Here is a 26,453-nt window from a genome sequence, read left to right as displayed (position 1 = left end):
GCCCCACCGCCGGAGCCCCGGCCCACCAGCGGGTGGGCCGGGGCTCCGGTGCGTCGACGGCGTGGGTCAAGATGGCTCCATGACATCGAGGACGGACGACGTGACCGGGACGGTGGCCGAGGTCGTGGCACGGGAGCTGGAACTGATGGCCCCCGAGGTCCGCACGTCGAGGGAACGGGCCCGCCGGCTCCTGGACCCCGCGTTCGTCGAGGTGGGGGCCTCGGGGCGGACGTGGGACCGGGAGGCGATGCTCGCCGCGCTGCCGGAGATGGAGGGCGGCGGCGAGGACGGGCCGCGCTACGAGCCCGTCGGCATGACGGGGACCGTGTTGGCCCCGGGCGTGGTGCACCTGACGTACGAGACGACGATCGACGGTCGACGGGCCCGCCGCAGTTCGATCTGGCGGACGTCCCAGGACCCGCTGGACGCTGCCGCGCCTTCCGCGTGGCGGATGTACTACCACCAGGCCACGCCCGTGCCCTCCGATCCGCCCGGCCCGACGCATGGCTGAGGTTCCGGTGGAGACGCGGGACGTGCGGGGGCCGGGCGAGCCGACCGACGCGGACCTGGCGACCGCGCGATGGCCGATCGCCGACTCCCCGGACGTCGATTGGCTGCGGGAGCTGACCGACGACGACGGGCTCACCGGATTCATGCCGCCGCCGCTGCCGGACGCGGCCTGGGTGCTCCATCCCCTGTACGCCCACGAACTCGGGCCGTTCGACATGACGTACACCGAGTACCACCGGGCCGTGCTGATGGGCGGCGGCCCCGAGATCGTCCCGGGCCTCGACCCGGCGGAGGTGGTGGGCCGCGACCCGGGCGAGCGGCCGGGACCCCGTTGGCACCGGGTGCGCTGGCAGGAGCTGGCCCGCCGCAGCGGGGATCCCGTGGTGCCCGAGGGCTCGCCGCCGTACCTCACCTCGTTCCCGCCGACCGGACAGCGCCACTGGCCCGTCGGCGTCACCTCACCGCGCGAGGGCAGCATGGACCGGACCTCCTGGAACCGGCTGGCCGAGATCCTCTCCGCGCACAGCGTGACGGGTCCGGCGGCCCGCTGCCTGGCCTACTACAACCCGCTGCTGCTCGCGGCCGAGGACTTCGACAACCTGCACGTGCGGGCCGGCGCCCTCGCGGACGCGAAGGTGCTGTACGAGCACCCCGAAGAAGACGGGTGGAGTCCCTCCAACTTCTGGGCCGAGGACCGCTCGTGGGTCGTGTGCACGGACTACGACCTGATGGCCACCAAGGTGGCGGGCCCCGCTGCGCTCATCGAGGCCCTCCTCGCCGACGAGGAGATCGAGGCCGTACGACTGCCCTGGCCGCCTGACGCCGCCTCTGCCTCTGCCTAGGAGGACCTGCTGCGCAGCGCGCGGCGGACCCCGTAGAGGATCACGAGCAGCACGATCACGACCACCAGGCCGATCAGGAGCTTCTTGAAGAGTCCGCCCTTCTTCTTGCTCTTCTTGCTCTTCTTCGTGCCGGTGACGGCCTCGACCCGGGTGGGCACCGACGCGCGCACGCCGGTCGTCGCACCGGTGCCGCTCGCCGGGGCGGTGTGCGGGAGGGCCGCCACGGCGGAGGCCTGCCGGGCGGTCGGCACGGCCGCGGTGGCCGTTGCGGCCGGACCGAGCAGGAGCCCGGCGATCACGAAGAGCGGTACGCATGCGGCGGCCCGTGCGGGGCGCTTCCCTGGCCTGCTGTTCCTCGTCACTGTCTCCCCTGTTCCCTGTGTTTCTCGGTGTTTCTCGGTGTGCTCGGTGTTCTCGGTGGCGTTCTCCGAGACTTCCGGGTTCCCCCGGTTCCCCGGCCGAACCGCTGTGTTCCGGCCAGACGGGGCTGCGGAGCATCGTCGACGAGGGGGGCCTCCCTGGCAAGGGCACGGGGCGCACGGAGTCCGGCGCCCCCTACGCCCCGGCGCCGGAGACGGAGACGGAGACGGGGGAGGTACGTACGGACACGGCGGTCAGCCGGGGGATCGCGCGCACGAGGACGCCCTCGGCAGCGGCGGTCACCTCGTGGGCCTGCGCGACGGTCAGGCGGCCGTCGACGACCACCTCGGCCTCGGCCCGCAGCGCGTGGCCGATCCACCGCATGCGCACCTGACCGACGTCCAGCACTCCGCCCACACCGCGCAGGGCCCGCTCGGCCGTGTCGACCAGGGCGGGATCGACCCCGTCCATCAGACGTCGGCAGACCTCGCGGGCGGCGTCCCGCAGGACCAGCAGGATCGCGGCGGTGATCAGCAGGCCGATGACGGGGTCGGCCGCCCGCCAGCCGAGCGCCGCGCCCCCGGCGCCCAGCAGGACGGCCAGGGAGGCGAAGCCGTCGGTGCGCGCGTGCAGGCCGTCGGCGACCAGGGCGGCGGAACCGATCCTCCTCCCGGTGCGGATGCGGTAGCGGGCGACCCACTCGTTGCCGACGAATCCGGTCAGCGCGGCCGCGGAAACGGCCCGCAGGTGGGTGACGTCGCGCGGTTCGAACAGCCGGTCCACGGCGACCCAGGCGGCGAGTACCGCGGACGCCGCGATGGTCAGCACGACGAGGATCCCCGCCAGGTCCTCGGCGCGGCCGTAGCCGTAGGTGTAGCGGCGGTTCGCGGCCCTGCGCCCGAGCACGAAGGCGATCCCGAGCTGGACGGCGGTCAGGGCGTCGGCGGCGTTGTGGATCGCGTCGCCGAGCAGGGACACCGAGCCCGACAGGACGACGACCCCCGCCTGGACGGCGGTGGTCACCCCCAGGACGACGAGGGACACCCAGAGCGTGCGCATCCCCTCGCGGGAGGCCTCCATCGCCGTGTCGACCCGGTCGGCGCCGTCGTGCCGGTGGGGCCGCACCAGGTGCCGGAGCCGGCTTCGGTGCGGGTGCGGGTGCGGGTGCGGGTGCGGGTGTCCGTGCGGGTACGGGCGGTCGTGGACATGATCCTGATCGTGGACATGATCGTGATCGTGGGCGTGGACGTGCGCACGAGGTTGCGGCTTCGCCTCCATACGGCCCACCGTGGCACACGGATCCCCTTGCGGCTACGGCCGACGTACACGCCCTGACCAGGTGCGACGCACTGGCAATTGGGGCCCCTGGGCAACTGCTCCGCACGCCCTGGAGCGCCGGGCACCGCCGCCCGTCCGGCCGGGTCCGTGTGATGCGCGACACGGGACGGGCGTTCCGGGGCGGGCGTCCGTGATCATGGCCGGATGGATTCCCTCTTCCTCGGCATCGACGAGTTGACCGATACCCCGTCCGTGGCCGTCGTGGTCGACGTCATGCGTGCCTTCACGGTGGCCGCGTGGGCCTTCGGCCAGGGTGCGGAACGGATCGTTCTGGCCGGTTCGTTGGACGAGGCCCTGGCGCACAAGGAACGCCACCCGGATTGGGTGGCGCTCAAGGACGGCGCGCCCGCACCGGGGTTCGACACCGTCAACTCGCCCGGCCTGCTGAGGTCCATGGACCTCGACGGACGCACCGTCGTGCAGAAGACCACGGCGGGGACGGTCGGCGCCCTCGCGGTCCAGGACGCGTCGCTGGTGCTGTGCGCCGGTTTCGTGGTGGCCGAGGCGACGGCGCGGCTCCTGCGCACGCGGGGGTGCGACCGCGTGACGTTCGTGGTCACCGGTGAGGACGGGCGGGCCGAGGAGGACCTCGCCTGCGCCCAGTACATCGCCCGGCGGGCGGGCGGGGCCGAAACGGACGCGGCCGGTTTCCTGCGCCGCGCCGCCGACTCGCGGGCCGCCACCGAGCTGGCGGAGGGCATACGCGAGGGCGCACACCCCGATGACGTCCAACTCTGCCTGGAAATGGACCGGTTCCCCTTCGCGATGGTCGCCCGCCGGGAGGGCCCGCTCATGACCTTGCGCCCCTGCGCGGTGTGATCCGGTAGCGCCCCGATCACCGGGCGCGCGCTCCCTGCGCCCCCCATGCTCCCCCGCCAATGGGGTGAGCTGCCGTTTCCCGTGATCGTTCCCCGGCGTTGAACGGCCCGACGCGACCGCTTCCCGGCGCGTTGTCCAGAAATCCTTGGGAGTATCCATGCGTATGCGCTCTGCCCTCACCGCCTCGGTCCTCGCCGCCGGAATCCTGCTCGGTGGCGCCGGCGCCGCTCTCGCGAACGACGGTGGCGGGCTCGTCCAGGGCACCGGTTCGCAGGGCGCCGGCCGCACCAGCGACTCGTCGTTCGCCGGTGTCGTCGACCACGTCGGCCCGATCTACACCAACACCTCGTCCACCGAGTTCGAGTGGGACCGCGGCACGTTCCTGGGCATCCACTTCTAGTACGACGCCCCGGCGCCACGACGTACGGCTTCCACTGGGAGCGGCGGTTCCACCGCCGCTCCCAGTGGCATGTCCGGGCCCGTTGATTGACAACGTTTCAGTTGCGGCGGCCGATGAATCTGGCCGAAACCCTTCCGGCGGGATGCGACATGTGAAATTTTACATGTCACATGCCAACCAGCATGCCTACTGCCTGGCCCGTGCCACCCAGCACGTGGCCTCAACGGCCCCGGAGGCCCCCGCAGATGCATCCCTTCCGGATATCCAAGGCCAACGCGCGCAGGCTTCCTGCGCTCGGCGCGGCCGTCTTCATCACGCTCGGTCTGTTCACACCGCCGAGCCAGGCCGCCGTCTCCGTCGGCGCCACCCCGGCCGGCACCACCGCGCGCGGCGCCGCGGCCCCGGCGCCCCGGTCGATCCCGGTGCCCAGGTCGCCCGACGCGACGAACAAGAACGCGCGGTTCCGGATCTCCGCACAGGACAGCGCCCTGGTGTCCGCCCCGCAGCCCGCCCCCGCCGTCGAGTCGGCCGCCCCCGCCACGTCGCCGCGGCCCGGCGCGCGGCCCTCCGCCGCGGCGGCGGACGCCTGCGGCGACCTCTCCGGCGTGATCAACTCCACGGGCGGCGCACTGGTCCAGCAGCTCAGGACCCTCCCCCGGATCGACTGCACCTACCCGCTGTTCAACCTCACCGGGGAGAACGCGCGCAAGGCCTTCGGCGAAGCCCAGATGGTGACCGTGGCCAACGCGCTGCGCGACGCCTCCGCCGGTTACTCGGGCAACAACAACGCCTCCGTGGGCCAGTTGGTGCTGTTCCTGCGCGCCGGCTACTACGTGCAGGAGAACAACGCCGACGCCGTGGGCCCTTACGGTTCGGCGCTCGACGGCGCGGCGCGCGGCGCGCTGGACGCCTTCTTCGCGGCGCCGCACAGCAAGGACGTCACCGACGCCAACGGTGAGATCCTCAACGAGGTCGTCACGCTGATCGACAGCAGCCACACGGCCGGCCGCTACGCCGGCGTCGTCAAGTGGATGCTCGGCGCCTTCGACGCCACCTGGCCCGGCCAGATGAACCTCGCCATGCAGCACGTGGAGTGGGTCGTCCAGAACGGCTTCAAGGCCAAGAACGACGACCGCGGTTGGCGGGCCGCCCTCAAGGCCGACCCCGGCATCCTGAACACCTGGGCCGGTTTCATCACGCGCAACGGCGCGCAGCTGAACCGCTTGGACGTCGTCAGCAACGTCGGCCGCTACCTCGGCTACGCCCTGGACGTCCCCGAGCTCAGGGACCGGGTCCGGCCGCTGCTGAAGGACCTGATCAACCGTTACCCGAACGTCGGCCCCACCGCGCCGATCACCATGAACCTGGGCTGGTACACGCGCCAGTACGACAGGAACAACTGCGCGGCCTACTCCATCTGCGACCTGGGCGACCGCGTGCTTCCCGCGATCCTGCCGATCCGGCACACCTGTACCCCGGGGCTGAAGATCCGCGCCCAGGACATGTCCCCCGGGCAGTTGGAGGGCACCTGTACCAGCCTGGTCAACGAGGACGCCTACTTCCACCGGGTCATCGGTGACAAGGGCCCGATCCCGGGTGACGTGAACACCGACCTGGAGGTCGTCGTCTTCGACGACTACACCCAGTACTCCCTGTACGCCTGGGCCATCTACAACATCGACGTCGACAACGGCGGCATGTACGAGGAGGGCAACCCGGCCCTTCCCGGCAACCAGGCGCGCTTCATCGCCCACGAGGCCGACTGGCTGCGCCCGGACTTCCAGATCTGGAACCTCAACCACGAGTACACCCACTACCTCGACGGCCGCTACAACATGGCCGGCGACTTCGACGCCGGCATCACCACGCCGACCATCTGGTGGGTGGAGGGCATCGCCGAGAACATCTCCTTCGGCTACCGGGGCGAGCGCAACGCCGCCGCGATCGCCGAGGCCGCCAAGAAGACGTACAAGCTCAGCGACCTGTTCGACACCGTCTACAACCAGGACGCCGACCCCGACGTCAACGCGAACCGGGTCTACCGCTGGGGCTTCCTCGCGGTCCGCTACATGCTCCAGGCCCACCCGGCCGACGTCGAGACCGTGCTGGCCAAGTACCGCGCGGGCGACTGGAACGGCGCCCGCGCCTTCCTGAAGCAGACCATCGGCACCCGCTACGACGCCGGTTTCGAGACCTGGCTCACCACGACGTGCGCGACCGACGACTGCGGCGCCCTTCCGCAGGCCCGGACCACGCCGCTCTGCACGATCGCCGACGCCCGCCAGTTCGACAAGAACTGCCGCCGCGACAACCTCGCGGCCGCCGCCGGCAACTACAGCTACCACTTCGTGTACCTGCCGGCCGGCGTCAAGCAGCTGACCATCACGAGCAGCGGGGGCGCCGGCAACGCCGACCTCTACTACAACGGCCCCACCTGGGCGACCACCAACGGCTACCAGGCGAAGTCCACCCGGGTCGGCAACGAGGAGACCCTGACCATCGACGACCCGCCGTCCGGCTGGGTCTACTTCAGCCTCGCCGCCGCGCAGGACTTCAGCGGGGTGAGCCTCTCCACGCAGTCCAAGTGACCGGCTCCGCCCCACCCACGGCGCCGCCCTGCCGCCCGATGCCCGGACGGCGGGGCGGCGCCGTCGCGCATCCGGTGATGCCGGTGCGCCCGAGCTGATCTTGCGCATGCAAACCGGCCCGACCGGCCGTTCGCACCGTCGGGCTCGCCGGCCGCACAGCCGTGCGCCGCCCGGTGGCTTCAGGGTTGTCACCGGATCTCACAAGGGATCCGATCCCCATGCGACCCTCCCCCGTGGGGGCCGCAACCGTCGGGCGGCGCACAGCCGTACCGGGCTCCGTTTCGCAGCAGCGAAAGCGAAGCTCCGGTGGCAATGCCAAGATCTTGCGCCACGCACCCCAACCATGTCAACAATAGTTATCACCAGCACGCACCTACACTTGCACTGCCGGAAGCGTGGCCGGGAGATCCCCGGGTAGCCGGGACTGGAGCGGCTCCAGTACGGCAGGAAGGTGGCGGCCATGAGCGACTCCGTGGACGAGCGGGCGGCGCTGCTCGCGGAACGCCTGAACTTCCTCTTCGCCCACATCCACCCGCGCGGCGGCGCCCCGCAGTCGAACGAGGCCGTCGGCCTCGCGACCGGACTGCCGACGGCCGACATCGCCGACCTGCGGGCCGGGGTCCCGCTGGATCGGCCGCCGGGGACCTGCCCGTTCGTGAGCAGGCTGGAACACCTGCTCAGGACCCGGGTGACGGAGTCCGGAGTGCCGTACCTGCTCGGGGACGTCGCCAAAACGTGCGGGAAGTCCCGGGTGTGGCTCTACAACCTGCTGGCGGGGAAGAGCAAGCCCACCCTGGAGTCGACGATGGCCATCTGCCGGATGTTCCAGGTGGACCCGTCGTTCTTCACCGACGACCCCCCGCAGGCCCTCGCCCGGCACTTCGGCGTGGCGGCCGGGGCCGCGTTCTTCAGCCTGCCGCCCGACGACGTACGGGTCCGGGACACGAAGGCGTCGGTTGAGCTCCTGGTGGAGCTGCGCGAGGCGGGCGTACCGGCCGTCATCGGCCGCTACCTCGGCGCCCTGCCCCCGACCGGCCACGCGGCACACGGCTGAGCGCCGCGGGCGGCGGGCGCCGAGGCCCCGGGCTCACCCCAGGTCCTGGTCCCGGTCGGGAGAGGTCGCCCACCATTCGCCCAACGCCATCAGGTTGTCGGTGCCCGTGGCCCGGTAGATCCGGCCGAGCAGGCTCGTCAGGCTCCGCTCGCTGGTGCCGAGCGTGCGCGCGATCTCCGAACGGGTCCTGTTCTCCCGCAGCATGCGGATGAAGTCGCGCATCTGCGGGGTCGTCGCCAGCTCTCCCGCCTCCTGGCGCCGCTCCCCCCGCCACGGCCTGGACCGCTCCCACAGCTGCTCGTAGAACGACACGACGATCGCCACGACGACCGGCTGGGTGATGAAGAACGCCTCCGTCCGCCCCTCGAACTCCGGCGGCGCCGCGATCATCACGGCCCTCCTGTCCACGACGATCGTCCTGAGGTAGTCGGGGGCCCGCGTGCGGACCGCGGCGCCCGCGTCCGTCATCGCGGCCACCCACTTGACCTCGGCGTCACGGGCCCGCGCCGTGTGCGGATAGATCGTGCGGTACTCCAGACCCCGGCGGACGATGGCCAGGTCCCGCTCCAGCGAGGCCTCCAAGCTCCACGCCGGCCGGTCGACGGGGTGCGCACTCCACAGGCACGCCTCGACCCCCGCGACCATCCGCGTGAGCACGTCGTTCGCCTCCCCCTTGTCGGCGAGCCTTTCGATGCCCCCGACGGGCTGGGCGCCCGCCTGCGCGGCGAGGCCCGACAGCACCTCGGGCACCCGGCTGAGCCGCTGCAGGCGGTCCATCAGCTCGCCTATCTCCGCCTGCACGACCGACCGTTCCACCTGAGCCAGGTCCTGCACCGCGTACCGCCCCCGGGAGAAGGGCGAATCGGCGATGAGCCCACCGGCGAGCAGCTCGGACAGGGCCCGCTCCTGGCGGTCGCGCGCGGGTCCGCTCCCGGGGTCCGACAGCGGCCTTCCGTCCGACAGGCGCAGGAAGACCTCCCGCGCCTCGGCCGACAGGTCCAGCCGATCGAGTCGCCCGCCCGCGTCCGCTGCTCGCACGAACCCTCCCCATCGGGGCTTCCGATCCGGGAAGTGCGCCGACCGGAAGCCGCTCCTACTTGATCTCCCCCGCGGGGAACGTACAGGCTGCCGAGTGTGATTATCCAGGCACGGGCGCACCGCCCCGTCGGCCCTTCTCCGGCCGACCAGACCCGTGTCGGGGACGGACCCGGTCGCGCGCGGCCCCCGCGCCCGCCGAGAGTCAGTGCCCGCGCGGCCCTCTCGCCCGCCGCCGCCCACGCCCCCGCACCGTCCGACTTACGGTTCGGCTCGCGCCTGGACTAGTCCGTCACCGTCGGCGGTCCGGCACACAGGGGATCGTCCGCGCGTGGTGCGGACGATCCGTCGCACGCTTCCGCCGACACGCAGGTCATGTGGGGAGAACGATCCATGCAGGCAGTCCGCCGGACCCTGGGTCTCGTCGCGGGCACGGTCAGGGAGATCCGCACCCTGCGCAAACTGCGCAAGGGCTTCTCCGCCCGGCTCGGGCTGTCCGCCCACCCGACCCTGGAAGAAGTCCGCGCCGCGGTCGCCCGCAGCTGCGGCACGCCGATCCGGATCGTCCACCTGCCGCTGCGGCACCCCTTCACCGGAGGGCTGCTCCACACCCCCACCGAACTGACCCTCGTGGTGGACAGGAACTCGCCGACCGTCCTGCAGCACTTCGTCATCGCCCACGAGCTCGCGCACGCCTTCCTGGGCCACGACCCGCAGACGGTGGGCCACGAGCTGCAGTCCGTACTCCTCGCCGGGCTCGCACCGGCGCTCGATCCGCGCATCGGCCGCATGATGCTGGCACGGTCCTACTTCGACGGACCGCACCCCCACCGGTCGCACGGCGGATCCCTCCCTGAACGGGAGGCGGAGACCCTCGGCCGACTCATCGTCAGCATGATCACCGACACGAGTGCGGGCGCGGGAGAGGGAGCCCCCGCCGCGTCGGCGCTGCGCCACAGGGGGACGAGCGGTGTCTGAGGGCGCGGCCGACGTGGTCTACCTGGTCATCGTCGTGGTGGCGTCGTGCACCACCCTCGGCAAGTACGCCGCCTGGCGCCGCGAACGGTCCACGGCCCTGCGCCTGATCACCACCTGCTCGGCGGTCGGCGTCGTGGCCTTCCTGGTGGCGACACCGCTCGTGTGGCGCGCCGTCGCCCGTCTCACCGGGTCCGCGAACGCGGCCGAGCCGGTGGTCTTCGCCTGCATCCTCGCCTTCTTCGCCCACACGCACGTGATGTCCCTGATGTGGTGGCCCGACCCGACCGCGAAGGCACCCGGGCGCGGGCGGCTCGTACGGCCGTTGGTCGTCTACTGCGCCGCGACCGTCGCCATGGTGGCCGGATTCGCCGCGGGCGACCTCGACGACGCGCCCCGGCCGCTGGACTTCAACATCGCCTACGGGCAGGACCCCGGAGCCCTGGTCATGTTGGCCGCGTTCCAACTCGGGCTCGCATACGCCTCGGTGTCCACGGCCGTCCGCTTCCGCCGCAACGCGCACTCCTCCCACAGCGATCCACGGCTGCGCCGGGCCCTGCGGCACATCTCCCTCGCGACCTGGTTCATCGCCGGATACGTCGCCTGCGTGATGCCGGCGACGCTCGCGGGCGCCCTGGGTTCGCACGCCCTGGACCCGCTCCACAGCCTGGGACCCGTCTCCGGCACGGTGGGGGCCCTCGTCATCAACTGGGGCTTCTCCGGGGCGGCGATCTCGCTCTGGCGCGCGGACCGGCGGGACTACCTGGCCCTCACCCCCTTGTGGGAGCTGACGCACCGGGCCGATCCCCGCATCGCCCTGGACGCACGCAACCGGGTCACCGACCTGGGCCTGCTCCACGTGCGCGACTGGCACCTGGTGACGCGGACGGCGGACATCCTGAGCGCGATCCGCGGCCTCTACCCGTACTTCGACGACGAACCGGTGGTGCGCGTCCACCTCCTGGCACGCGCGAGGGGCTGGCCCCTGGCGGACGAGCGGGCCGCGGCGGCCGCGGCCCTGGTCCTGCGGGCGGTCGCCCTCACCGGGAGCGGCGCCGAACGGGACGGCGAGAGCGGCCTGGTCCTGCCCGGCGGGAGTCTCGAACCCGCGGCGCAGCGCGCCCACCTGGTGCGCGTCGCGGGCTACCTCGACCATCCCGACGTGCTGGCCGCGGCCGGCCTCGACGGGGCGAGGCGGCCGGTCCCGGCGCCCTAGCCACCCCGGCCCGGCCCGCCCCGGCCGGGGCTACCGGACGCGCACGGGCGCCGCCTGGGCGCGCAGGGCCAGTGCCACCCGCCACCAGAACCGCGGGGTCTTCAGGTCCGCCGGCCGCCTGCGCATGTTCACCACGTCGAGGAACCGCTCCTGCACCCAGGCGTCCGTCACCGAGGCCCGGGCCATCAGCTCCGACATCCGGCGCGCCAGCGCGTATCCCGCGGGGTAGGGGCCGCTGACGTGCGGCTGGGCGAGGTCGGCGAGCGTGGAGACCTCCCAGGCCGCGTCGACCACCACCGCGACGTGGTCGAAGTACCCGCGGGCGGGGGCGTGGAGGTCCGCTCCCCCGCGCAGGTGCGCCGCGAGGCAGGAGGCGTGGAGCAGGGCGCTGGTCATGCCCTGCCCGTAGACCGGGTTGAAGGACGCCACCGCGTCCCCGACGACGAAGAGCCCGCCGGGCAGCCGCTCCACCGCCCACCACCTGCGGCGCGAGGAGTGGCCCATGGTGTACGTCCGTACCTCGCCGACCATCTCGCAGGCATCGGCGACGACCCCGAAGGGCTCGGCCATGGCACGCATCCGCCGCAGAAACTCCGCGCCGTCGCGCGTCGGACGCCTGTCCGCGTAGGCCGCGATCACGGCCATCCACAGGTCGCCCTCCACCGCCGCCATGGCACCGGTGTCGGCCCGCGGGTCCGTCAGGGACGGCAGTTGATGGGCCACGACCACCCCGGGGAGTTCGTTCCCCCGGCGCAGGAGCGCCGTGGCGTACCCCAGATCGATCCGCATCCGGTCGACCGGCGGGGCCTCCCAGCCCGCCTCGGTCAACCACGCGGAGAGTCGGCTCGACCGGCCCATCGCGTCGACCACGGCATCCGCCGTGAGCGTCCGCTCCGGCTCCTGTCCCGGCCCCGCGGGGCGCAGCCGGACGCCGGTGATCCGTGCGCCACGGGTGACGAGCCCGACGGCCCCGGCGCGCACCACGTCGACGTGGTCGTCCGCGAGGGTGCGCCGACGGGCGTGCTCCTCCAGCAACGCGCGGCTCACGCCGATCAGTTCGTTGCCGGGCACGTCGACCTTGCGCACCGTGTCCGCGAACATCCGGATCTCGTCGCCCGACCCCAGGACGGCGCCGTCGGCCAGCAGTTCCTCGCAGAGCCCGGGCCACCAGCGGTCCGCTTGGCGCCGGCCCATGTCGAGCAGTGCGTGGAGCTGACCGCTCTGCGGCACACCCGCCCTGGCGCCGCCCGCGCCCAGTGCGTCGGGTTCGACGATCGTGACCCGATGCCCCTCGCCGCGCACCGCCCGCGCGGCCGCGAGGCCCGCGATGCTTCCCCCCAGGACGACCACGTGCTTCACGCGCTTCTCCTCCATCGGCTCACGACACCCCCGCCCGGCCGCGCCGGACGCGGTGGGAGCAGCCTAGGCGTGTCGCGCAAGTCCCTCCCCGACCACCGCCGGGAGGTGCCCCGGGGCGGCGGCGGGGGGTGCGGCGGTCCGGCTCAGTGCAGGATGCTGACCGCGCGGGCGATCACCAGGAGCGAGGTCAGCAGGGCCGCCACGCTCTGGACGGCCATCATGAGCTTGGCCCGGGAGGACAGCGGCATGGTGTCCGTCGGGCTGAAGGCGGTGGAGTTCGTGACGGACACGTACAGGTAGTCGACGAGCGTGGGCACCCAGTCCGAGGACTTGCTCGCTCCGTCCGCGACCTCGCCGACGGCGTCGTCGTTCTCGTCCTGGGAGAACCGGAAGTCCGCCAAGGGCAGTTCGGAGCGGGGCAGTTGGGTCCTGCTCACCGGGCCGCCCCGGTCGAGTTCCCAATAGCCGAGTCCGAAGACGATGACGTTCGTCAGCCAGACCTGGAGGGCCGCGATCAGCAGGGAGCGGCCGTCCTCGGCCCGCGCGTGCACCAGCTGGTCGACGAGCAGGCCGAGGGCCACCAGGTTGCTCGCCGCGATGAGGAACACCAGGGACAGGGACAGTACGCGAAACGTCCTGGTCTGGCGGGTCAGCCGTCTCGGGTTGATGGCGATCAGCGGCAGCAGGAGGAGCACCTCCAGGGCCGGGAGCACGTACCGGGGCGTGACCAGCAGCTGCTGCGGCAGGGCCAGGTACAGGCCGATCGCCGCCAGGGTCGCCGCGACCGCCGGGAGCCGGGCCTCGCCGCGGCGTTCGTGGCGGGGATGGTGCGTGGGGGCGCTCGCCCGGCTGCGCGTCATGGGGGTGCCGCCTCTCGGTCTCCCGAACGGGGCACGTGTGGACGTGGGGCCCGTGCTCCCCGTCTACCCGACCCGCGGCGTTCCATGGCTGCCGGTCGGCGCCCGGTCCGCGGCGCCGGGCGATCGGTGCGGGGGCGCGGCGAGACCGTAGTGCGGCAGGGCGATGTCCCCCGCCTTGGCGAACTGCGCGGCGAGCAGGTTCCGCATCGGCCAACGGGTCATCGACCGCATCGAGAGGTCGCGCATCCGGATGCCGAGGCGGCTCGACGGCGCGTACCCGGCGGCCCCGCCGGGAGGCAGCTGGTGCGCCTGGTCGACGTAGGGGCGCATCACCTCGTCGTAGCGGCGGAAGGCGACCGCGTGGTCCCCCGCGGCCGCGGCCAGCTCACCGGCCAGTACGTACGCGCCGACCAGGGCGAGGCTGGTCCCGAGGCCGGTCAGCGGGGTCGCACAGTATCCGGCGTCGCCGAGCAGGGCCACGCGGCCGCGCGACCAGCTGTCGAGGCGCACCTGGCCCATGGAATCGAAGAAGAAGTCCGGGGCGGTGCGCATCGACCGCAGCAGGGCGGGGGTCTTCCAACCGACCCGGGCGAAGCGGCGGGCCACGAGATCCTGCTGGGCGGCGACGTCACGGCGGTCGTAGGAGAGCGCCGGCGAGCGGAAGCTGAAGCCCGCCTTGATCTCTCCGGGCAGGCGACCGGGCCGGGCGGAGACGACCAGGCCGCCGGGCGCGTTGTGCATGAGGAACCAGCCGTCGAGGTCGATGTGGTTCAGGTCCGGGCCGTCGAAGGCGGTGAACCAGGCGGTGTAGACGTCGATGGGGCGGACGAAGTCCCGCTCCGGGCCGAAGGCCAGCGCGCGCACCACGGAGTGCGGGCCGTCGGCGCCGATGACCAGCGCGAACCGGCGCGGCGCGGCGCGCTCGAAGGTGACGGTGACCCCGTCCGCCCGACCGTCGCCGCCCGCTCCCTGGTCGATGCCGGTGACGGTGTCGTCGAAGAGGTACTCCGTGTCCGCCGCGGTGGCGTCGTACAGGAGGCGGGCCAGGTCGCCGCGGAGGATCTCGATCTCGGAGACGATCCCCTCACCGCCGAAGCTGTCGGCGCCGACCCTCGCGGTGACGCGGCCGGTGGTGTCGACGAGCGCGAAACCGTGTTGGTCCACGCTCTCGGCCCTGGCCCGGTCCATCAGGCCCATCCGCTCGATCACGGTGCGCCCGGCGCCCCGCAGGTCCACGGTCTGCCCGCCGGGGCGGGGCGCCGGGGTGCGTTCCACGATCGTGACCGCGAAGCCCGCCTTGCGTAGCCAGTACGCCAGCGCGGGTCCCGCGATGCCGGCGCCACAGATGAGTACCTCGTTGTTCTCCATGCCGCGAATGTACGCCGTACGCGCAGTAGTGCACAAGCGTGAAATCCCTGTCAGGTACAGTAAGTTGCACCGCACTGCACTAGTGCGGAGAAGCCAGAAACCGCCCACGACCGCCGCTCGACCGGCGTCGGCGGCTAGGATGGCGCGCGTCGTGGTGCACTAGTGCGGAGGAGTGTTGGTGAGCGAACGGGCGGTACCGCGTTACAGCCAGATCGTCGGCGAACTGCGGCGGCGGATCGAGGCCGGTGAACTGGCGCCCGGCGATCGCGTGCCGTCGACCCGCGAGATCACCCGGCAGTGGGGCGTCGCGATGGCGACCGCGAGCAAGGTGCTCGCCGAACTGCGCCGGGACGGCGCGGTCCGCGTCGTCCCGGGCGTCGGGACGGTCGTGGCGGCCCCGGCCGACCCGCCGCGGACCGGCCGCCCCACGGCCCCCGCCCGGCCCGCGCCCCCCACGCCCCCCGTACGCCCCGACGGGACGCCCGACAGCGCCCCCTCGCTCCCGACGGGACTCGCACTGGGCCCGATCGTCGCCGCCGCCGTCGCCATCGCGGACGCGGAGGGACTGGCGGCGCTCTCGATGCGCCGGGTCGCCTCCGACCTCGGGGTGGCGACCATGTCGCTGTACCGGCACGTGGCGGACAAGGACGACCTGCTCACGCGGATGATGGACGCCGTCATGGCCCGGCGCCCGCTGCCCGCCGATCGGCCGGAGGGCTGGCGGGAGGCGCTCGAACTGGCGGCCCGGCTGCTCTGGGACCTCTTCCGCCGCCACCCCTGGCTCGCACCGGCCCTCTCGGTGACGCGCCCCCAGGTGATCGTCTCGGGCCTGTCGTACAGCGAGTGGATGCTCGCGACCCTGCACGCGCACGGCCTCGACCTGCGGACCGCCTTCACCGCACACCTCACCCTCTTGAACTACGCCCGGGGCATCGCGGCCAACCTGGAGTCGGAACGGGAGGCCGAGGCCGACAGCGGGCTCGACAGCGAGCAGTGGATGGACACCCAGGAGCCCGCGCTGCTGGCGGCCATGGACAGCGGCCGGTTCCCCGCGCTCTCCCGCCTCGCCACGTCCGGGTACGACCTCGACCTCGACGCCCTCTTCGAGTTCGGCCTCCAGCGCCTCCTGGACGGCCTCGCCACCCTCCTCGACGAACCGACCCCCGAACCCCCGCGATCGGAGGCTTAGGCGTCGTTTCTTATGGCGTGATCGTTCGTTGCACCGTGCATGACGGATCTGGCTGAGCGGCTGGTGCCGGACGAGTTGTGGGTGCTGTTCCGGCGGGTGGTACCGCCGACGGAGGTCATACGTCCGCAGGGCGGCGGCCGACGCCGGGCGGGTGACCGCGAAGCTCTGGCCGCGATCATCTTCGTGGCAACCTCGGGCGGACTGCCGCTGTCGCTGGGTATCTCCGGTGCGAACATGCATGACAGCCAAGGCCTTGAACCGCTCGTGCGGGGCATCCCGCCGATCCGCTCACGCCGCGGCCCACCGCGGCGACGACCGGCGAAACTACACGGCGACAAGGGCTACGACTACGATCACCTGCGTCGATGGCTCCGCAAGCGCGGCATCCGCCACCGCATCGCCCGTAAAGGAATCGAGTCGTCACAGCGGCTCGACCGCCACCGATGGGTTGTTGAGGCGACCGTGTCCTCGCTCGCTGGCTGACGGCGGCTCCACCGCCGCTACGAGCGCGAGGCCGAACACTTCCTCGCCTTCGCCGGCATAGCCGCAGCCCTCATCTGCCACCGCAGACTCGTCCGTGTAGACGGGCAGGAACAGTCAGCGTGAGGCCCCGACACTGGCGACCCAGACACCGAACGGCATGATCTCCGGGTCGGTCCCGGTCTTCGTCGAGACGCTCTGCACGTCGTTCGGATCCGACCAGACGATGGAGCCTGGCCCGCTGTCGGCCAGAAAGCCCTCGACGACCGGAGCGAGGTCGTCGGAAGCGATATAGGTACCGCTGAACGGCAACGCATCCGGGGGCACGGAACCGGTTGAGCACCGAAGCTGCCCGGCCTGTTCGTCGTGCCACACGTAGAAGGTCGCCACGCCGGGAAAGCCCAGATCGCGAATGCGTTCCCGGATGGCAGCAGCAGTCCGCTCGAAGGCAGCCACCACCGCGGCGACGGACAACGAACTCCTGTCCTCGTCTCCCGTACTCAGCGACCAGGTGTTGGTCTCCCACTCGACCTGCCGGTCAGCCGGCTCCAGGACCAGGGGTTCGGCCGCCACCTCAGCAATCCACTTCAACAGCACCACAGCAGTATCCTGCACAGCTCGGCTCGCGAATCACCAAAAGAAACGACGTCTCAGGAACGACGGAGAAGGCGGCGTTCACGCGCCCCGGGTCACCCCCCGGACCGGGGCGCACCCGACGGCGACGGCCTAGCGGACCACGACGTGGCGGAGGTGGACGACTCCGGAGGGGAAGGTGCGGACATCGGCGAGTTCGAGGTCCACCCGGCGCTCGGCGCGGGGGAAGAAGGGGAGCCCGCCGCCCACCAGCACGGGGTGCACCCGCGACCGGTACTCGTCGATGAGGCCCGCCTCGGCCACCGCGGCGGCGAGTTCGGCGCCGCCGATCGCGATCTCGCCCTCCCCCGGCTCGGCCCGCAACCGCTCGATCTCCTCCACCACGTCGCCGGAGGCCAGCCGGGCGTTGCCCCGCACCGCCGTCAGGGTTCTGGAGAAGACCACCTTGGGGAGCGGGTTCCAGAGCACGGCCCACTCGCGCATGACGTCGTCCAGCGACGGATCCTGCTCGGCGGTTTCCCAGTACAGCATCGTCTCGTACAGCCGTCGGCCCATCAGGTGGCAACCGACCGCGCGGAACTCTTCCGTGATGAACCGGAAGAGTTCCGTGTCGGGCTCCGTCCAGTCGAAGCCGCCGTCCGGCCCGACGATGTACCCGTCGAGCGAGACGCCCATCGAATAGGTCACCTTGCGCATCAGAAGTCCTCCTCCTCGGCAACGGAATCGACCGTACGGCCGCCGGACCGTCGCCCCGGGGCTCCGACACGGCTCACCAGAACTGTCGGAGGTTGAAGCTCCGCAGGGACACGTGGCTCGCGGGCTCGGTCGTGCTCCGGGCGTAGAGCAACGGCATCGCCGTACCCGCCGATCCGTACGCGGCGTTCCACGCGAGCCACTGGTACGCGTCCCAGCCGCGCTCCATGCCGATGCCGACGCCGTCCCTGCTCAGCGTGGTCCTGGCCAGCCGGTGGTGGAAGGCGACGTCGTAGCGGGCCTTGACCTCCAGCGGGCGGCGCCGGTGCCGGTCGAACCAGCGCAGCGCCGAGGCGCCGCGCTCGCTCGGCTCCTCGGAGTCCGCGTGGACCGCCAACAGCGCGTCGAGGTCGTACGGCTCGTTCCGCATGAACCGCAGCATCGTCCCCTTCGCGGCCTCGACGGCCGCGTCCAGCGTCCCGCCCCCGAGCCACCGCGGCTGCGCGGGCGCGCCCGACCAGTCCGGACCGAAGGCCTCCGTCATGTCCCGCTCGACGCTCTCGCTGAAGGGGTCCAGCGGGGTGAAGCGGAACTCCGTGTCCGAGAGGGCGTTGTGCCGCGCCAGTAGCGCCTCCACGTCCTGCGCGTGCTGGTCGAGCGTGCGGAGCAGGTGCTCCGTGCGGCCTTCGCGCGCGTAGCGCAGGAAGACGAGGGAGTGCACCGTGCCGGCGGCCCGGTCGGTCGCCGTCTGCTGGGACACGTTGACCGTGCGCGCCTTCGCGTGCGCGTTGTCGAGGAGCGCGGCGACGAAGGCCACCATGCGGCTCGATCCCGCGGGGTCGACGTGCTCGGGGAGCCGGGGGTCGCCCACACCGGCGCGGTGCGCGCACAGCCCGATCTCCACGGTCAGGTCCGGCCGGTCCTGGAGCAGCGCCGAGAGGAAGCGCGCGCCGTCCGGGTAGCGGTTCGCCTCCGGATTGAACGCCTCGCCCTGCCGACTGAACCGGAACCCGGCGACCATGGTGGGGACCAGTGCCAGCATGCGCGGGACGGTCAGGGCGGTGCGGTCGGCCCGCGGCAGCCGGTCCAGCAGCTCCCTCGCCTTGATGATCTCCTGGCGCACGGCGACCTGGCCACTGCACGCGTAGATCGTGGCCGCGATCGCGGCCTCCCACCGGCTCGGCCGCTTGAGGGCCAGCGGATGGATCTCCGCCAGCGCGTCCGGGGACGGCAGGGGTACGTCGTCGACCGACTCGGCGTCCTTGCGCAGGGCGCACAGCTCCGCCAGCTCGCGCACGCCGATCTTCGCGCCGTTGTGGCGGCTCAGCGCCTGCGACCTCGAGTAGTCCCAGAACACCATCTCTTCTGCCATCACGCTTCTCTTCCTGTGTCGCTTCCTGCTTGCGGCGCCGGACGGGCATCCGCCGCCCCGCCCGCGTCCCGCGTGAGCACCGGACCGGCCGCGCGCCGTACGCCGGTCAGCGCCGCGGCGGCGGCCAGCGCGGCCACAGCCAGCAGCGCCCACGGCCACCCGGGGCCCAGGGCCAGGGCCGCGGTCAGGGCCAGCGGGGCGATCGCGGAGCCGATCCCCCAGGACAGCTGGTGCAGGCCGAGGTGCCGGCCGGGCGTCGCGTCCGGAGCCATCCGGACGGCCACGACGTCGCTGGTCGGGGCGTGCATCAGTTCCGCCGCGGTGAACACCAGCACCGCGAGGGCGAGCAGGGGCAGCGCGGCCGACCCCGGCAGCCCGCCCGCCGCACCGAACAGCACGGCCGCCACGGACCACACCAGAGCCGCCCGTCGAAGGGTGCGCAGGTGCTCGCGCCGCTCCAGCCACCGCACCATCGGCGACTGGCCCGCCATGACCAGTACGGTGTTCAGCGCGAAGAGCGCGCCCACGACCCAGGCGGGTTGGTGGAGTTGGCGGACGACGTAGAGCGGTACGAGCACCGGCAGCGCCGTGCAGAGGAGCACGAGCACCGTGTTGGCCGCCACCATGGCGAGGTAGGAACCGGCGGGCCGGGGGCCGGTCGTACGGTTCCCGGGCGCGGCCGGTTCGGGGCCGGTGGCCGGGCGCCGGTCGGTGGCCGGGAGCAGCGCGACGAGGACGGTGGCGAGGACGTAGCTGGCCGCGTTCGCCGCGAGGACCAGGCGCAGGCCGGTCAGGCCGTGCCCGGCCAGGACGCCTGCCGCGAGCCCGCCGACGGCCATCCCGGCGTTGCGCAGGGTGCGTTCGAGGCCGTACCAGCGCATCAGCTCGCCCGGGTGGCACCGGCGGGCCAGGAAGGCCCTGTTGGCGGGCCAGAACAGGTTGTCGCCCAGCGCCGCGAGGGTGGCCGCGACCAGCAGCGTGGTCGGGGATCCGGTGGCCAGGTAGACGCAGAAGGCGGTCGCGCGCAGCACGTGGGCCGTCTGGACCAGGGGCAGCGGGCCCCACCGGTCGATCAGCGGACCCGACAGCGGCCCCGCGGCCAGCGCGGCGGCGCCGGCCACCGTCAGCAGCGTTCCGGCGGTGGCCGCGGTCATCCGGTCCTGCCACGTCAGGTAGAGCAGCAGGAACGGCAGGGCCAGGCCGCTGCCGGTGCTGTCGATCGCCACGGCGGCGAGCAGGCGCCGCTGCCCGTCCAGTCGGGGCAGGCCGAGCGCCGTGCCGAGCCGCCCCGGCCGCGGCGGCGCGGACGGTGTCGCGCTCACCGCGGGCCGACCTCCGCGCTCGTCACGGCGCGACCTGCGTGAGCCTCACAGCTCCGCCATCGCGTTGCCGAGGTAGTTGGGCAGTCGGGACAGCTGTCCCCAGAGTTCGTCGAGGTCCACGGGGTAGCTCTCCCGGTAGCGCCGGGTCACGGCCTCCACCTCGGCCCAGGTGGTCGGCATCCGGCCGTCGTTGTACCGGGGCGCCAACTGGTCGTACAGCTTGGTGCCGGGGCGCAGGAAGAGCTGGTTGAGGCCGAAGTAGCCGGGCAGGTCCGTCGCCCATTGCAGCAGCTCGCCGTTCTCGCAGGCGGGGTCGTCGGGCAGGCCGATGAGGACGAACGCGAACGGCGTGACCCCCGCGTCCTGCAGCCTGCTCACCGCCGCGTTGGTCACCCCGGGCTTGATCCGCTTGCCGACCGGTGTGTCGGCGATGCCCGGGGACTCGGCGCCGAGCCACATGCCCTTGCAACCGGCCCGCGCCCACTCCTCCACGTCCGTGCGGAGCACGACCTCGGCCCGGCTCTGGCCCGTCCAGCCGATGTCCTGCCCGGTCAGGCCGCGGCACAGGTCCCGGTAGTAGGTGGGGTGGAGCCCGAAGACGTAGTCGAGGAAGAAGATGAAGTCCACGTCGCGCTCGCGCATCGCGGCGATCTCCGCGAGGGTGCGCTCCACGGGCTGCGGGCGCATGCGGGTGCCGAACGGGAGGTGGCAGAAGGTGCACCCGTAGGTGCAGCCGCGCACCCCGAGCACGATCCCGCACGAGCCGCGGCGCACCTGGCCGTCCATGAACACCTCGGCGGTGTAGGAGTCCATGTCGAACAGGTCGTACGCCGGCAGCGGCCACTGCTCGGGGGCGAGCTGCGGATAGCTGTCCACCAGCGGCATCACGGGGAGGGAGGGCCGACCCGCGATCAGGTCGCGCACCGCCTGGATCCCGGCGGAGTCGGTCTCGCCGCGGGCGACGAAGTCGACGCCCAGCTCGCGGCGCGTGGCGTCCGGGAGCTGGGTGGCGTGCGGTCCGCAGGCGAGCAGGGTGGCCCGCGGCCATTGCCGACGCGCCTGCTCCGCCATCTCCTTGACCGGGTCCAGCACGAGCGGGTAGCACTGCGCGCGGTCGGCGATGGCGGTGATCACGACGACGACGTCGGGGGCGCCGTCGGTGTCCGGCGGGGAATCGGTGAGGCGGTTGTCCCAGACGGACACGCGCACGCCCTCGGCGCGCAGCACCGCGCAGGCGTTGGCCACGTCGAGCGGCAACTGGAGGAATTCGCGGTCGAATTCGTCGTCGGGGATGGCGAAGAGGACATGGGTCACGAGGGGCTCCCGGGCAGGTTCATGGGCGCGTGGGGGCAGGGACGGACGGCACCGGGGTCCCCGAGGGGTGGGGAGGTGGGGGAAACGCGGTCGGGGAACCGTGCCGGACCGGGGTGCGGGAGGCCGAGCGCACCCGGGCCGCCCCGGCACGGCGACCTTACGAAGACCGCGGGCCGCTGCCACAGCCCCTACGACCCCTACGACCCCCTATCGCGCGCCGCGGCGGCGGGTGGCGCGGCCGTCCGGGGGCGCTCCGGGCCCGGACGCGCCGGGGCCCCCTCGCCCGGGGCCCGCCCCGGCCCGGTCCCGGATCCGGGCGGCGCCCCGCGCCCCGCCCGGGTCGTCGGTAGGGGGTCGTAGGGGTCGTAGGGGCTGGGGCGCCGCCCGGAGCGCTCCATAGGCTCCCGATGTGCCGGAGGGGCCCCGTGCGAAGCGACCCGGGACGGCCCACGCGGCCTCCGGCCCCGCCCCGCGGGCCGTCGCCGCGCCGCGGATCCCGCCCCCCGCTCCCGAACGTACCGCCCGGGAGGCGGCGCCGGCCGCTCCCCGCCGATGTGCCGGACGCCCCGGACCGCCGGCCAGCTCCACGACGAGAAGAGGTTGGAACGATGACGTTGACCGAAGGAGATTCCAGGGGTGTCGCGCTGGAGGACGTCGCCGTCCCGGGCCCGGGCACGGGTCGGTACGAGGTCCTCGACGGCCGGATGACGCCCCATGACGTCGACGCGACCGTCCGCTCGGTGCTGCGCGGCGAGGGCGTCCCACTCGGGGAGCGGGAGCCCGGGGCGCCGACTGCCGGGCAACCGGCCGTCGGGGAGCTGCTGTTCGACCTGGACGGCACCCGGGTGCGGCTGCGCAGTCGCCCCCTCGCGGACGCCGCACCGGACACCCTCGACGCCGTCTCTCCCCCGGCCGCCCGCACCCAGGTGCTGCTGTCGGCCGACGGGCCGCTCTCCGAGCGGGCCGGGGCCGTCTTCGACCGCGTCGTCGGGGCGCTGACCCTGCGCGGGCACTGCTACACGCCCGCGGAGGTCGAGACCATCGTGGCCGGCATGCCGCTGGTGGCCCGCTACGCCACCGGGGAACCGGCCTTCCGGGACTGGGCGTTGATCTTCCGCGACCACTACGTGGAGAACAGCGTCGGCTTCCTGTTGGGCATGGAGCGGGCCGGGATCGACCCGCAGTGGATCTTCGCGCTCTCCAAGGGCGACCGGACCCTGCACCGCGACCGCGTGCACGCCTGGTTCCTGCACCGCGGCTACCGGAGCGACACCTTGGACAACTCGGTCATCAACGGCTCGGCCGACACCTCGGCGCGCGCGTACGCCCTCGCGGTCAACGAGCAGGTCGACGACTTCGTGCGGCGCGCGCACGCGGCGGGCCGCAAGGTGCTGGTGATCGACGACGGCGGTCTGCTCGCGCAGGGCTACGGGGCCGAGGGCGTCCTGGAGGACGGCATCGACGGCGCCGTGGAGCTGACCGTCAGCGGGCTGAAGCGGATCGCGGGCGCGCCCGGCGAACTGACCATCCCGGTGCTGAACATGGCGCGCTCGCGGCTGAAGAGCATGCTCGGCTACAACGAGATAGCCGACTCGTGCGTACGGCGGCTGCGGGCGATCCTGCCCGGTGAGAAGTTCATCGGCCGACACGTGCTGCTGCTGGGCTACGGCACGCTCGGGGGCCGCGTGGCGCACGCGCTGCGCGCGCTGGGCTGCCGGGTGGCCGTGGTGGACACGGACGTCCTGGCGCTGATCACGGCGGCGGAGCACGGGTACGAGACGTACCGCAGCACGGGCGAGGCGCTCGGCGCCCACGCGCCCTTCCTGATCATCGGCAACACCGGTGAACTCGCCCTCACCCACGACGATCTGCCGCTGCTGCCCGACGGGGTCTACCTCGCCGGATTCGCCACGAAGGACTTCAGCCTGCTCAGCGAGGGGTTCGAGGGGCTGCGCTCCACGCCGGTCCCCCAGGTCGGCGTCCGCCACACCCTGCCCGGCGGCACCACGGCCACCCTGCTGGGCGACGGCCGCTCGCTCAACCTCTTCGAGTACGAGGGCATCGCGAACCGCGGTTACGACGCCTACCGCGCCGGCACCCTGATCGCGGCGAAGCTGCTGTGCCGCGAGGCGGGCGGGCTCGCCCCCGGCATCCACCTGGAGCCCGTGGACCGGGAGATCGACGAGGCCGGGCTGTTCGCCGCCTACTACGAGGAGTACCTGGCCTCCGGCGCCCGCCGCCCCGCCGCCGCGGCCGCGGTGGCCCGGTGAAGGCCCGCACGTCCGGGACCCGGGTCTGCGTGGTCGGCTACGGGGCCGCCGGTCGGTTGCACCAACGGCTCCTGGGCGAGATCGGGTTCGACGTCAGCGTGGTCGATCCCGCGCCGGGCGCCGTGCCCCCCGCGGTTCCCGTCTTCGACTCGGTCGAGTCGGCCGCCCGCCGTACCGTCGACGTCTGGTCCGTGTGCTCGCCCACCGCCACCCACGTGGCGACGGTCGCGCAGGTGCTCGCCGTGGACCCGGCGGCCCGGCTGCTGGTCGAGAAGCCGCTGTGCCGCGCGTGGGAGATCCCCGAGCTGACCTCCCTGTTGGACGCCCACCCGGACGCCCGACTGGTGGTCATGGACCAGTACCGGCACTCCCGGGCGATGTCCCTGCTGCGGAGCATGCGCCAGGAGCTGACGCCCGGGCACGCGCCGCGCGCGGTCCGCGTCGGCTTCGGCAAGGACCGGCGGGCCGACATCGCCGCGGGCCGGTTCGTCGACCACGACTACGGCGTCTTCGGCTACGAGTGGCTGCACATGCTGGCCCTGGTGCGCGGCGCGCTGGCGCCGGAGACGTACGACCGCTACATGGGCACCGAGCCGCGGGCGTGCGTCCTCCAGGTGGCGCTCGACCCCGAGTTGACCAGTACCGCCGCGCACGAGCGGGCCGAGGCCGACGGCGTGGACATCGAGCTGTACTCCACCATCGTCGGACCCGACCCCTCCGGGCAGGTCGACGTACCCGCTTGGTTCGACCTGCCCGTCGGGGCCGAGGAGAGCAGGCAGCGCCACGTCGAGGTGCTGGCCGGTCCGGTGCGCTTCGGCCTGGACCTGGACCCGGTGACGCTGCCCCGGGGCACCCGGCTGCCGCGCAACACCCACCGGCTCACCGCGCAGGGGCCGGGGCTGCGGCGCGAGTGGCTGATCCACGACTCCCCGCTGGACAACGCCCTGCGGTGGGCGGTGGCGACGCTGCTGTCCCCCGGCGGCCCGCCCGGTCTCGACCTGCGGGGCGCGGCGCGGATCGGTCTGTTGGCCGCGGCGGCCCACCCCGAGCGGCCCGCCGGGATCCCCCGGAGCACGCGCCCCGGTCTGCGACCGCCCTCCGTCCGCACCTGAGCGGCGGCCGGGCCCCTGCCCCGACGAGGAGCAGGGGCCCGGCCCGAGCCCGACGGACGCGGGCGCCGCCGCCCGGCGCCACCCGCACCACCGCACTGCCCGGGCCGACCCCACGGCCCCTACTGGAGGAGAGATCGCGTGCTCACGTTCGGAGTGATCGGCTGCGGGTCGATCGGCGGCTTCCTGGCCCGGTTGCTGACGCGGGAGGACGCGGAGCTGGCCGGCCGGGCACGGCTGGCGGCGGTCGTCGGCCGGGACCCGGTGCGGGCCGCGGCGCTCGCGGCCGAGGTCGGCTGCGAGGCGACCGACGTGGCCGCGCTGCTCGCCCGGCGGGACGTGGACGCCGTACTCGTGTGCACCCCGAGCGGAACGCATGCGGAGCTGGCCGAGGCGGCGCTGCGCGCGGGCAAGCACGTACTGGTGGAGAAGCCGGTCGACGTGACGCCGCAGGCCGCCGACCGGCTGATCGCGGTGGCCCGGGAGACGGGGCGCACCCTCGGCGTGGTGTCCCAGCACCGCTTCGACCCCGCCGCCCGGCTGGCCCGTTCGGCGATCGAGTCGGGTCGGCTGGGCCGGGTGACCTCGGTCATGACCGAGCTGTCCTGGTGGCGCGGAGCCTCGTACTACGCGTCCGGCACCTGGCGCGGCACGCGGGCCCTGGACGGTGGCGGGGCGCTGATGAACCAGGCGATCCACGCGGTGGACCTGGTGCAGTGGTTGGCCGGGCCGGTGGTGGAGGTGGCGGCGCACACCGCGCGACTGGCCCATCCCGGCATCGAGGTGGAGGACGTGGCGACGGCGAGCCTGCGCTTCGAGAACGGCGCGTTGGGCACCCTGCTCGCCTCCACGGCGGCCTACCCGGGGCGCACCGCCCGGACCGCGGTGAACGGCGACCGGGGCTCCGTGGTCATCGACGACGACAAGCTCGCCTACCTGCACCTCGCCGCGGAGGGCGAGGACGCGCCCGCTTACGGGGCCTTCGGCGCGGCGGACCAGTCCGCCGCCTACGCGGCGCAGTTGGCGGGCGACGGCGCCCGCGACGCCTCGGGCCTGCTGTACCAGCCGCACCGGGACCAGCTCCTGGACTTCTGCGAGGCCGTGCGCGAGGGGCGGCCGCCCCTCGTGGACGGGGCGGGCGGACGCCTGGCGGTGGCCGTGGTGACGGCGATCTACGCGTCGGCCCGGACCGGTCTCCCGCAGCGAGTGGACCGTGCTGTTCCGGCCAATGATGGGCACACGCGGACGAGTCCGTGAACGCGGGAGGCTTGAGCGCACGCGTCCGATTCCGTTCCTTTGTACGGACAATGGCGGAATACCGATCCCTGCTCCCCGATGCCCCACCGGTCCCGACGTAGACTCGACCACCACTGGGCCGGAGGCCGC

At 73.1% G+C, this 26,453-nt stretch carries 23 protein-coding genes and 1 pseudogene; 13 read left to right on the top strand and 11 right to left on the bottom strand.

What is annotated here, in order from left to right; all coding sequences use genetic code 11:
• Positions 1–79 precede the first annotated feature (79 nt).
• Positions 80–511 (top strand): DUF4440 domain-containing protein, encoded by a 432-nt coding sequence (locus tag ACFWAR_RS11165; RefSeq protein ID WP_385775472.1) that lies wholly within the window; start codon positions 80–82, stop codon positions 509–511.
• Entirely contained in the window at positions 504–1,352 is an 849-nt protein-coding gene (locus tag ACFWAR_RS11160; RefSeq protein ID WP_385775470.1) for a hypothetical protein, read from the top strand. The genes ACFWAR_RS11165 and ACFWAR_RS11160 overlap by 8 nt, the downstream gene beginning before the upstream one ends.
• Here the strand turns inward: ACFWAR_RS11160 and ACFWAR_RS11155 are convergent.
• Positions 1,349–1,714 carry a hypothetical protein gene (locus tag ACFWAR_RS11155; RefSeq protein WP_385775467.1) on the bottom strand — a complete coding sequence of 122 codons (366 nt, stop codon included), beginning with the start codon at positions 1,712–1,714 and terminating at the stop codon, positions 1,349–1,351. The two genes, ACFWAR_RS11160 and ACFWAR_RS11155, sit on opposite strands and share 4 nt — an antisense overlap.
• Positions 1,715–1,907: 193 nt before the next feature.
• On the bottom strand, positions 1,908–2,990 hold the full coding sequence (locus tag ACFWAR_RS11150; protein ID WP_385775465.1) for a cation diffusion facilitator family transporter: 1,083 nt from the start codon (positions 2,988–2,990) through the stop codon (positions 1,908–1,910).
• Positions 2,991–3,194: 204 nt separating this feature from the next.
• On the opposite strand from ACFWAR_RS11150, the gene ACFWAR_RS11145 reads away from it, so the two are divergent.
• From ACFWAR_RS11145 to ACFWAR_RS11130, 4 genes are all read left to right on the top strand, one after another.
• A complete protein-coding gene (locus ACFWAR_RS11145) occupies positions 3,195–3,869 on the top strand; it encodes a 2-phosphosulfolactate phosphatase (protein ID WP_385775463.1) in 675 nt (224 codons plus the stop codon).
• A 157-nt stretch (positions 3,870–4,026) separates the two neighbouring features.
• A complete protein-coding gene (locus tag ACFWAR_RS11140) occupies positions 4,027–4,269 on the top strand; it encodes a hypothetical protein (RefSeq protein ID WP_385775461.1) in 243 nt (80 codons plus the stop codon).
• Between the two features lie 245 nt (positions 4,270–4,514).
• Complete coding sequence (locus ACFWAR_RS11135; protein WP_385775459.1) at positions 4,515–6,857, top strand: collagenase; 2,343 nt, start codon at positions 4,515–4,517, stop codon at positions 6,855–6,857.
• A 460-nt stretch (positions 6,858–7,317) separates the two neighbouring features.
• Positions 7,318–7,911, top strand: coding sequence for a helix-turn-helix domain-containing protein (locus tag ACFWAR_RS11130; protein WP_385775457.1), 594 nt, complete (start codon positions 7,318–7,320; stop codon positions 7,909–7,911).
• A gap of 33 nt (positions 7,912–7,944) precedes the next feature.
• Here ACFWAR_RS11130 and ACFWAR_RS11125 read toward each other — a convergent pair whose 3' ends face one another.
• Positions 7,945–8,949 carry a hypothetical protein gene (locus ACFWAR_RS11125; protein WP_385775455.1) on the bottom strand — a complete coding sequence of 335 codons (1,005 nt, stop codon included), beginning with the start codon at positions 8,947–8,949 and terminating at the stop codon, positions 7,945–7,947.
• A gap of 390 nt (positions 8,950–9,339) precedes the next feature.
• Here ACFWAR_RS11125 and ACFWAR_RS11120 point away from each other — a divergent pair, with 390 nt between their 5' ends.
• Together ACFWAR_RS11120 and ACFWAR_RS11115 are read left to right on the top strand one after the other, a co-directional pair.
• The gene (locus ACFWAR_RS11120; RefSeq protein ID WP_385775453.1) at positions 9,340–9,924 is read left to right on the top strand and encodes an ImmA/IrrE family metallo-endopeptidase; all 585 of its coding nucleotides are present in this window, start codon (positions 9,340–9,342) and stop codon (positions 9,922–9,924) included.
• Positions 9,917–11,137, top strand: coding sequence for a DUF6545 domain-containing protein (locus tag ACFWAR_RS11115; protein WP_385775451.1), 1,221 nt, complete (start codon positions 9,917–9,919; stop codon positions 11,135–11,137). The genes ACFWAR_RS11120 and ACFWAR_RS11115 overlap by 8 nt, the downstream gene beginning before the upstream one ends.
• 30 nt (positions 11,138–11,167) lie before the next feature.
• On the opposite strand, the gene ACFWAR_RS11110 is transcribed toward ACFWAR_RS11115, so the two are convergent.
• The 3 genes from ACFWAR_RS11110 to ACFWAR_RS11100 all read right to left on the bottom strand — a co-directional run bounded on the left by ACFWAR_RS11110 (position 11,168) and on the right by ACFWAR_RS11100 (position 14,724).
• Positions 11,168–12,496 carry an FAD-dependent oxidoreductase gene (locus tag ACFWAR_RS11110; RefSeq protein WP_385775449.1) on the bottom strand — a complete coding sequence of 443 codons (1,329 nt, stop codon included), beginning with the start codon at positions 12,494–12,496 and terminating at the stop codon, positions 11,168–11,170.
• A 143-nt stretch (positions 12,497–12,639) separates the two neighbouring features.
• Positions 12,640–13,356: a hypothetical protein gene (locus ACFWAR_RS11105; protein ID WP_385775447.1), complete on the bottom strand. Its 717-nt coding sequence runs from the start codon at positions 13,354–13,356 to the stop codon at positions 12,640–12,642.
• Between the two features lie 63 nt (positions 13,357–13,419).
• Positions 13,420–14,724: an FAD-dependent monooxygenase gene (locus ACFWAR_RS11100; RefSeq protein WP_385775445.1), complete on the bottom strand. Its 1,305-nt coding sequence runs from the start codon at positions 14,722–14,724 to the stop codon at positions 13,420–13,422.
• A 178-nt stretch (positions 14,725–14,902) separates the two neighbouring features.
• Between ACFWAR_RS11100 and ACFWAR_RS11095 the strand changes: the two genes are divergently transcribed.
• Complete coding sequence (locus ACFWAR_RS11095) at positions 14,903–15,913, top strand: TetR/AcrR family transcriptional regulator C-terminal domain-containing protein (protein WP_385775443.1); 1,011 nt, start codon at positions 14,903–14,905, stop codon at positions 15,911–15,913.
• A gap of 39 nt (positions 15,914–15,952) precedes the next feature.
• Positions 15,953–16,519 (top strand): annotated as a pseudogene (locus ACFWAR_RS11090) (transposase).
• On the opposite strand, the gene ACFWAR_RS11085 reads toward ACFWAR_RS11090, so the two are convergent.
• The 5 genes from ACFWAR_RS11085 to ACFWAR_RS11065 all read right to left on the bottom strand — a co-directional run bounded on the left by ACFWAR_RS11085 (position 16,511) and on the right by ACFWAR_RS11065 (position 21,688).
• Positions 16,511–16,993, bottom strand: a complete 483-nt coding sequence (locus ACFWAR_RS11085) for a hypothetical protein (protein WP_385775441.1) — start codon at positions 16,991–16,993, stop codon at positions 16,511–16,513. The pseudogene ACFWAR_RS11090 and the gene ACFWAR_RS11085 sit on opposite strands and share 9 nt — an antisense overlap.
• Before the next feature lie 126 nt (positions 16,994–17,119).
• Positions 17,120–17,683, bottom strand: coding sequence for a dihydrofolate reductase family protein (locus ACFWAR_RS11080; protein WP_385775439.1), 564 nt, complete (start codon positions 17,681–17,683; stop codon positions 17,120–17,122).
• A gap of 73 nt (positions 17,684–17,756) precedes the next feature.
• Positions 17,757–19,052, bottom strand: a complete 1,296-nt coding sequence (locus ACFWAR_RS11075) for a hypothetical protein (protein WP_385775437.1) — start codon at positions 19,050–19,052, stop codon at positions 17,757–17,759.
• Complete coding sequence (locus tag ACFWAR_RS11070; RefSeq protein ID WP_385775435.1) at positions 19,052–20,374, bottom strand: MFS transporter; 1,323 nt, start codon at positions 20,372–20,374, stop codon at positions 19,052–19,054. Before ACFWAR_RS11070 ends, ACFWAR_RS11075 begins: the two co-directional genes overlap by 1 nt.
• A gap of 45 nt (positions 20,375–20,419) precedes the next feature.
• Entirely contained in the window at positions 20,420–21,688 is a 1,269-nt protein-coding gene (locus tag ACFWAR_RS11065) for a B12-binding domain-containing radical SAM protein (RefSeq protein ID WP_385775433.1), read from the bottom strand.
• Positions 21,689–22,296: 608 nt separating this feature from the next.
• On the opposite strand from ACFWAR_RS11065, the gene ACFWAR_RS11060 reads away from it, so the two are divergent.
• The 3 genes from ACFWAR_RS11060 to ACFWAR_RS11050 all read left to right on the top strand — a co-directional run bounded on the left by ACFWAR_RS11060 (position 22,297) and on the right by ACFWAR_RS11050 (position 26,324).
• Complete coding sequence (locus tag ACFWAR_RS11060) at positions 22,297–23,958, top strand: hypothetical protein (protein ID WP_385775431.1); 1,662 nt, start codon at positions 22,297–22,299, stop codon at positions 23,956–23,958.
• Complete coding sequence (locus ACFWAR_RS11055) at positions 23,955–25,070, top strand: Gfo/Idh/MocA family oxidoreductase (RefSeq protein ID WP_385775429.1); 1,116 nt, start codon at positions 23,955–23,957, stop codon at positions 25,068–25,070. The genes ACFWAR_RS11060 and ACFWAR_RS11055 overlap by 4 nt, the downstream gene beginning before the upstream one ends.
• A gap of 138 nt (positions 25,071–25,208) precedes the next feature.
• Positions 25,209–26,324, top strand: coding sequence for a Gfo/Idh/MocA family protein (locus ACFWAR_RS11050; RefSeq protein ID WP_385775427.1), 1,116 nt, complete (start codon positions 25,209–25,211; stop codon positions 26,322–26,324).
• The last annotated feature ends 129 nt before the right edge of the window (positions 26,325–26,453 follow it).

The sequence above is a fragment of the Streptomyces sp. NPDC059917 genome (assembly GCF_042730635.1).
GTDB lineage: Bacteria > Actinomycetota > Actinomycetes > Streptomycetales > Streptomycetaceae > Streptomyces.
Note: the sequence above shows the minus strand (reverse complement) of the source record. Positions and strands in the feature narration are given on the sequence as shown.

Bases quoted from the DNA above. Each gene is read 5' to 3' on its own strand.
- ACFWAR_RS11160 (WP_385775470.1), top strand. From the start codon at position 504: ATGGCTGAGGTTCCGGTGGAGACGCGGGACGTGCGGGGGCCGGGCGAG.
- ACFWAR_RS11100 (WP_385775445.1), bottom strand. From the start codon at position 14,724: ATGGAGAACAACGAGGTACTCATCTGTGGCGCCGGCATCGCGGGACCC.
- ACFWAR_RS11150 (WP_385775465.1), bottom strand. From the start codon at position 2,990: ATGGAGGCGAAGCCGCAACCTCGTGCGCACGTCCACGCCCACGATCAC.
- ACFWAR_RS11130 (WP_385775457.1), top strand. From the start codon at position 7,318: ATGAGCGACTCCGTGGACGAGCGGGCGGCGCTGCTCGCGGAACGCCTG.
- ACFWAR_RS11140 (WP_385775461.1), top strand. From the start codon at position 4,027: ATGCGTATGCGCTCTGCCCTCACCGCCTCGGTCCTCGCCGCCGGAATC.
- ACFWAR_RS11145 (WP_385775463.1), top strand. From the start codon at position 3,195: ATGGATTCCCTCTTCCTCGGCATCGACGAGTTGACCGATACCCCGTCC.
- ACFWAR_RS11060 (WP_385775431.1), top strand. From the start codon at position 22,297: ATGACGTTGACCGAAGGAGATTCCAGGGGTGTCGCGCTGGAGGACGTC.
- ACFWAR_RS11075 (WP_385775437.1), bottom strand. From the start codon at position 19,052: ATGGCAGAAGAGATGGTGTTCTGGGACTACTCGAGGTCGCAGGCGCTG.
- ACFWAR_RS11165 (WP_385775472.1), top strand. From the start codon at position 80: ATGACATCGAGGACGGACGACGTGACCGGGACGGTGGCCGAGGTCGTG.
- ACFWAR_RS11135 (WP_385775459.1), top strand. From the start codon at position 4,515: ATGCATCCCTTCCGGATATCCAAGGCCAACGCGCGCAGGCTTCCTGCG.
- ACFWAR_RS11105 (WP_385775447.1), bottom strand. From the start codon at position 13,356: ATGACGCGCAGCCGGGCGAGCGCCCCCACGCACCATCCCCGCCACGAA.
- ACFWAR_RS11080 (WP_385775439.1), bottom strand. From the start codon at position 17,683: ATGCGCAAGGTGACCTATTCGATGGGCGTCTCGCTCGACGGGTACATC.
- ACFWAR_RS11120 (WP_385775453.1), top strand. From the start codon at position 9,340: ATGCAGGCAGTCCGCCGGACCCTGGGTCTCGTCGCGGGCACGGTCAGG.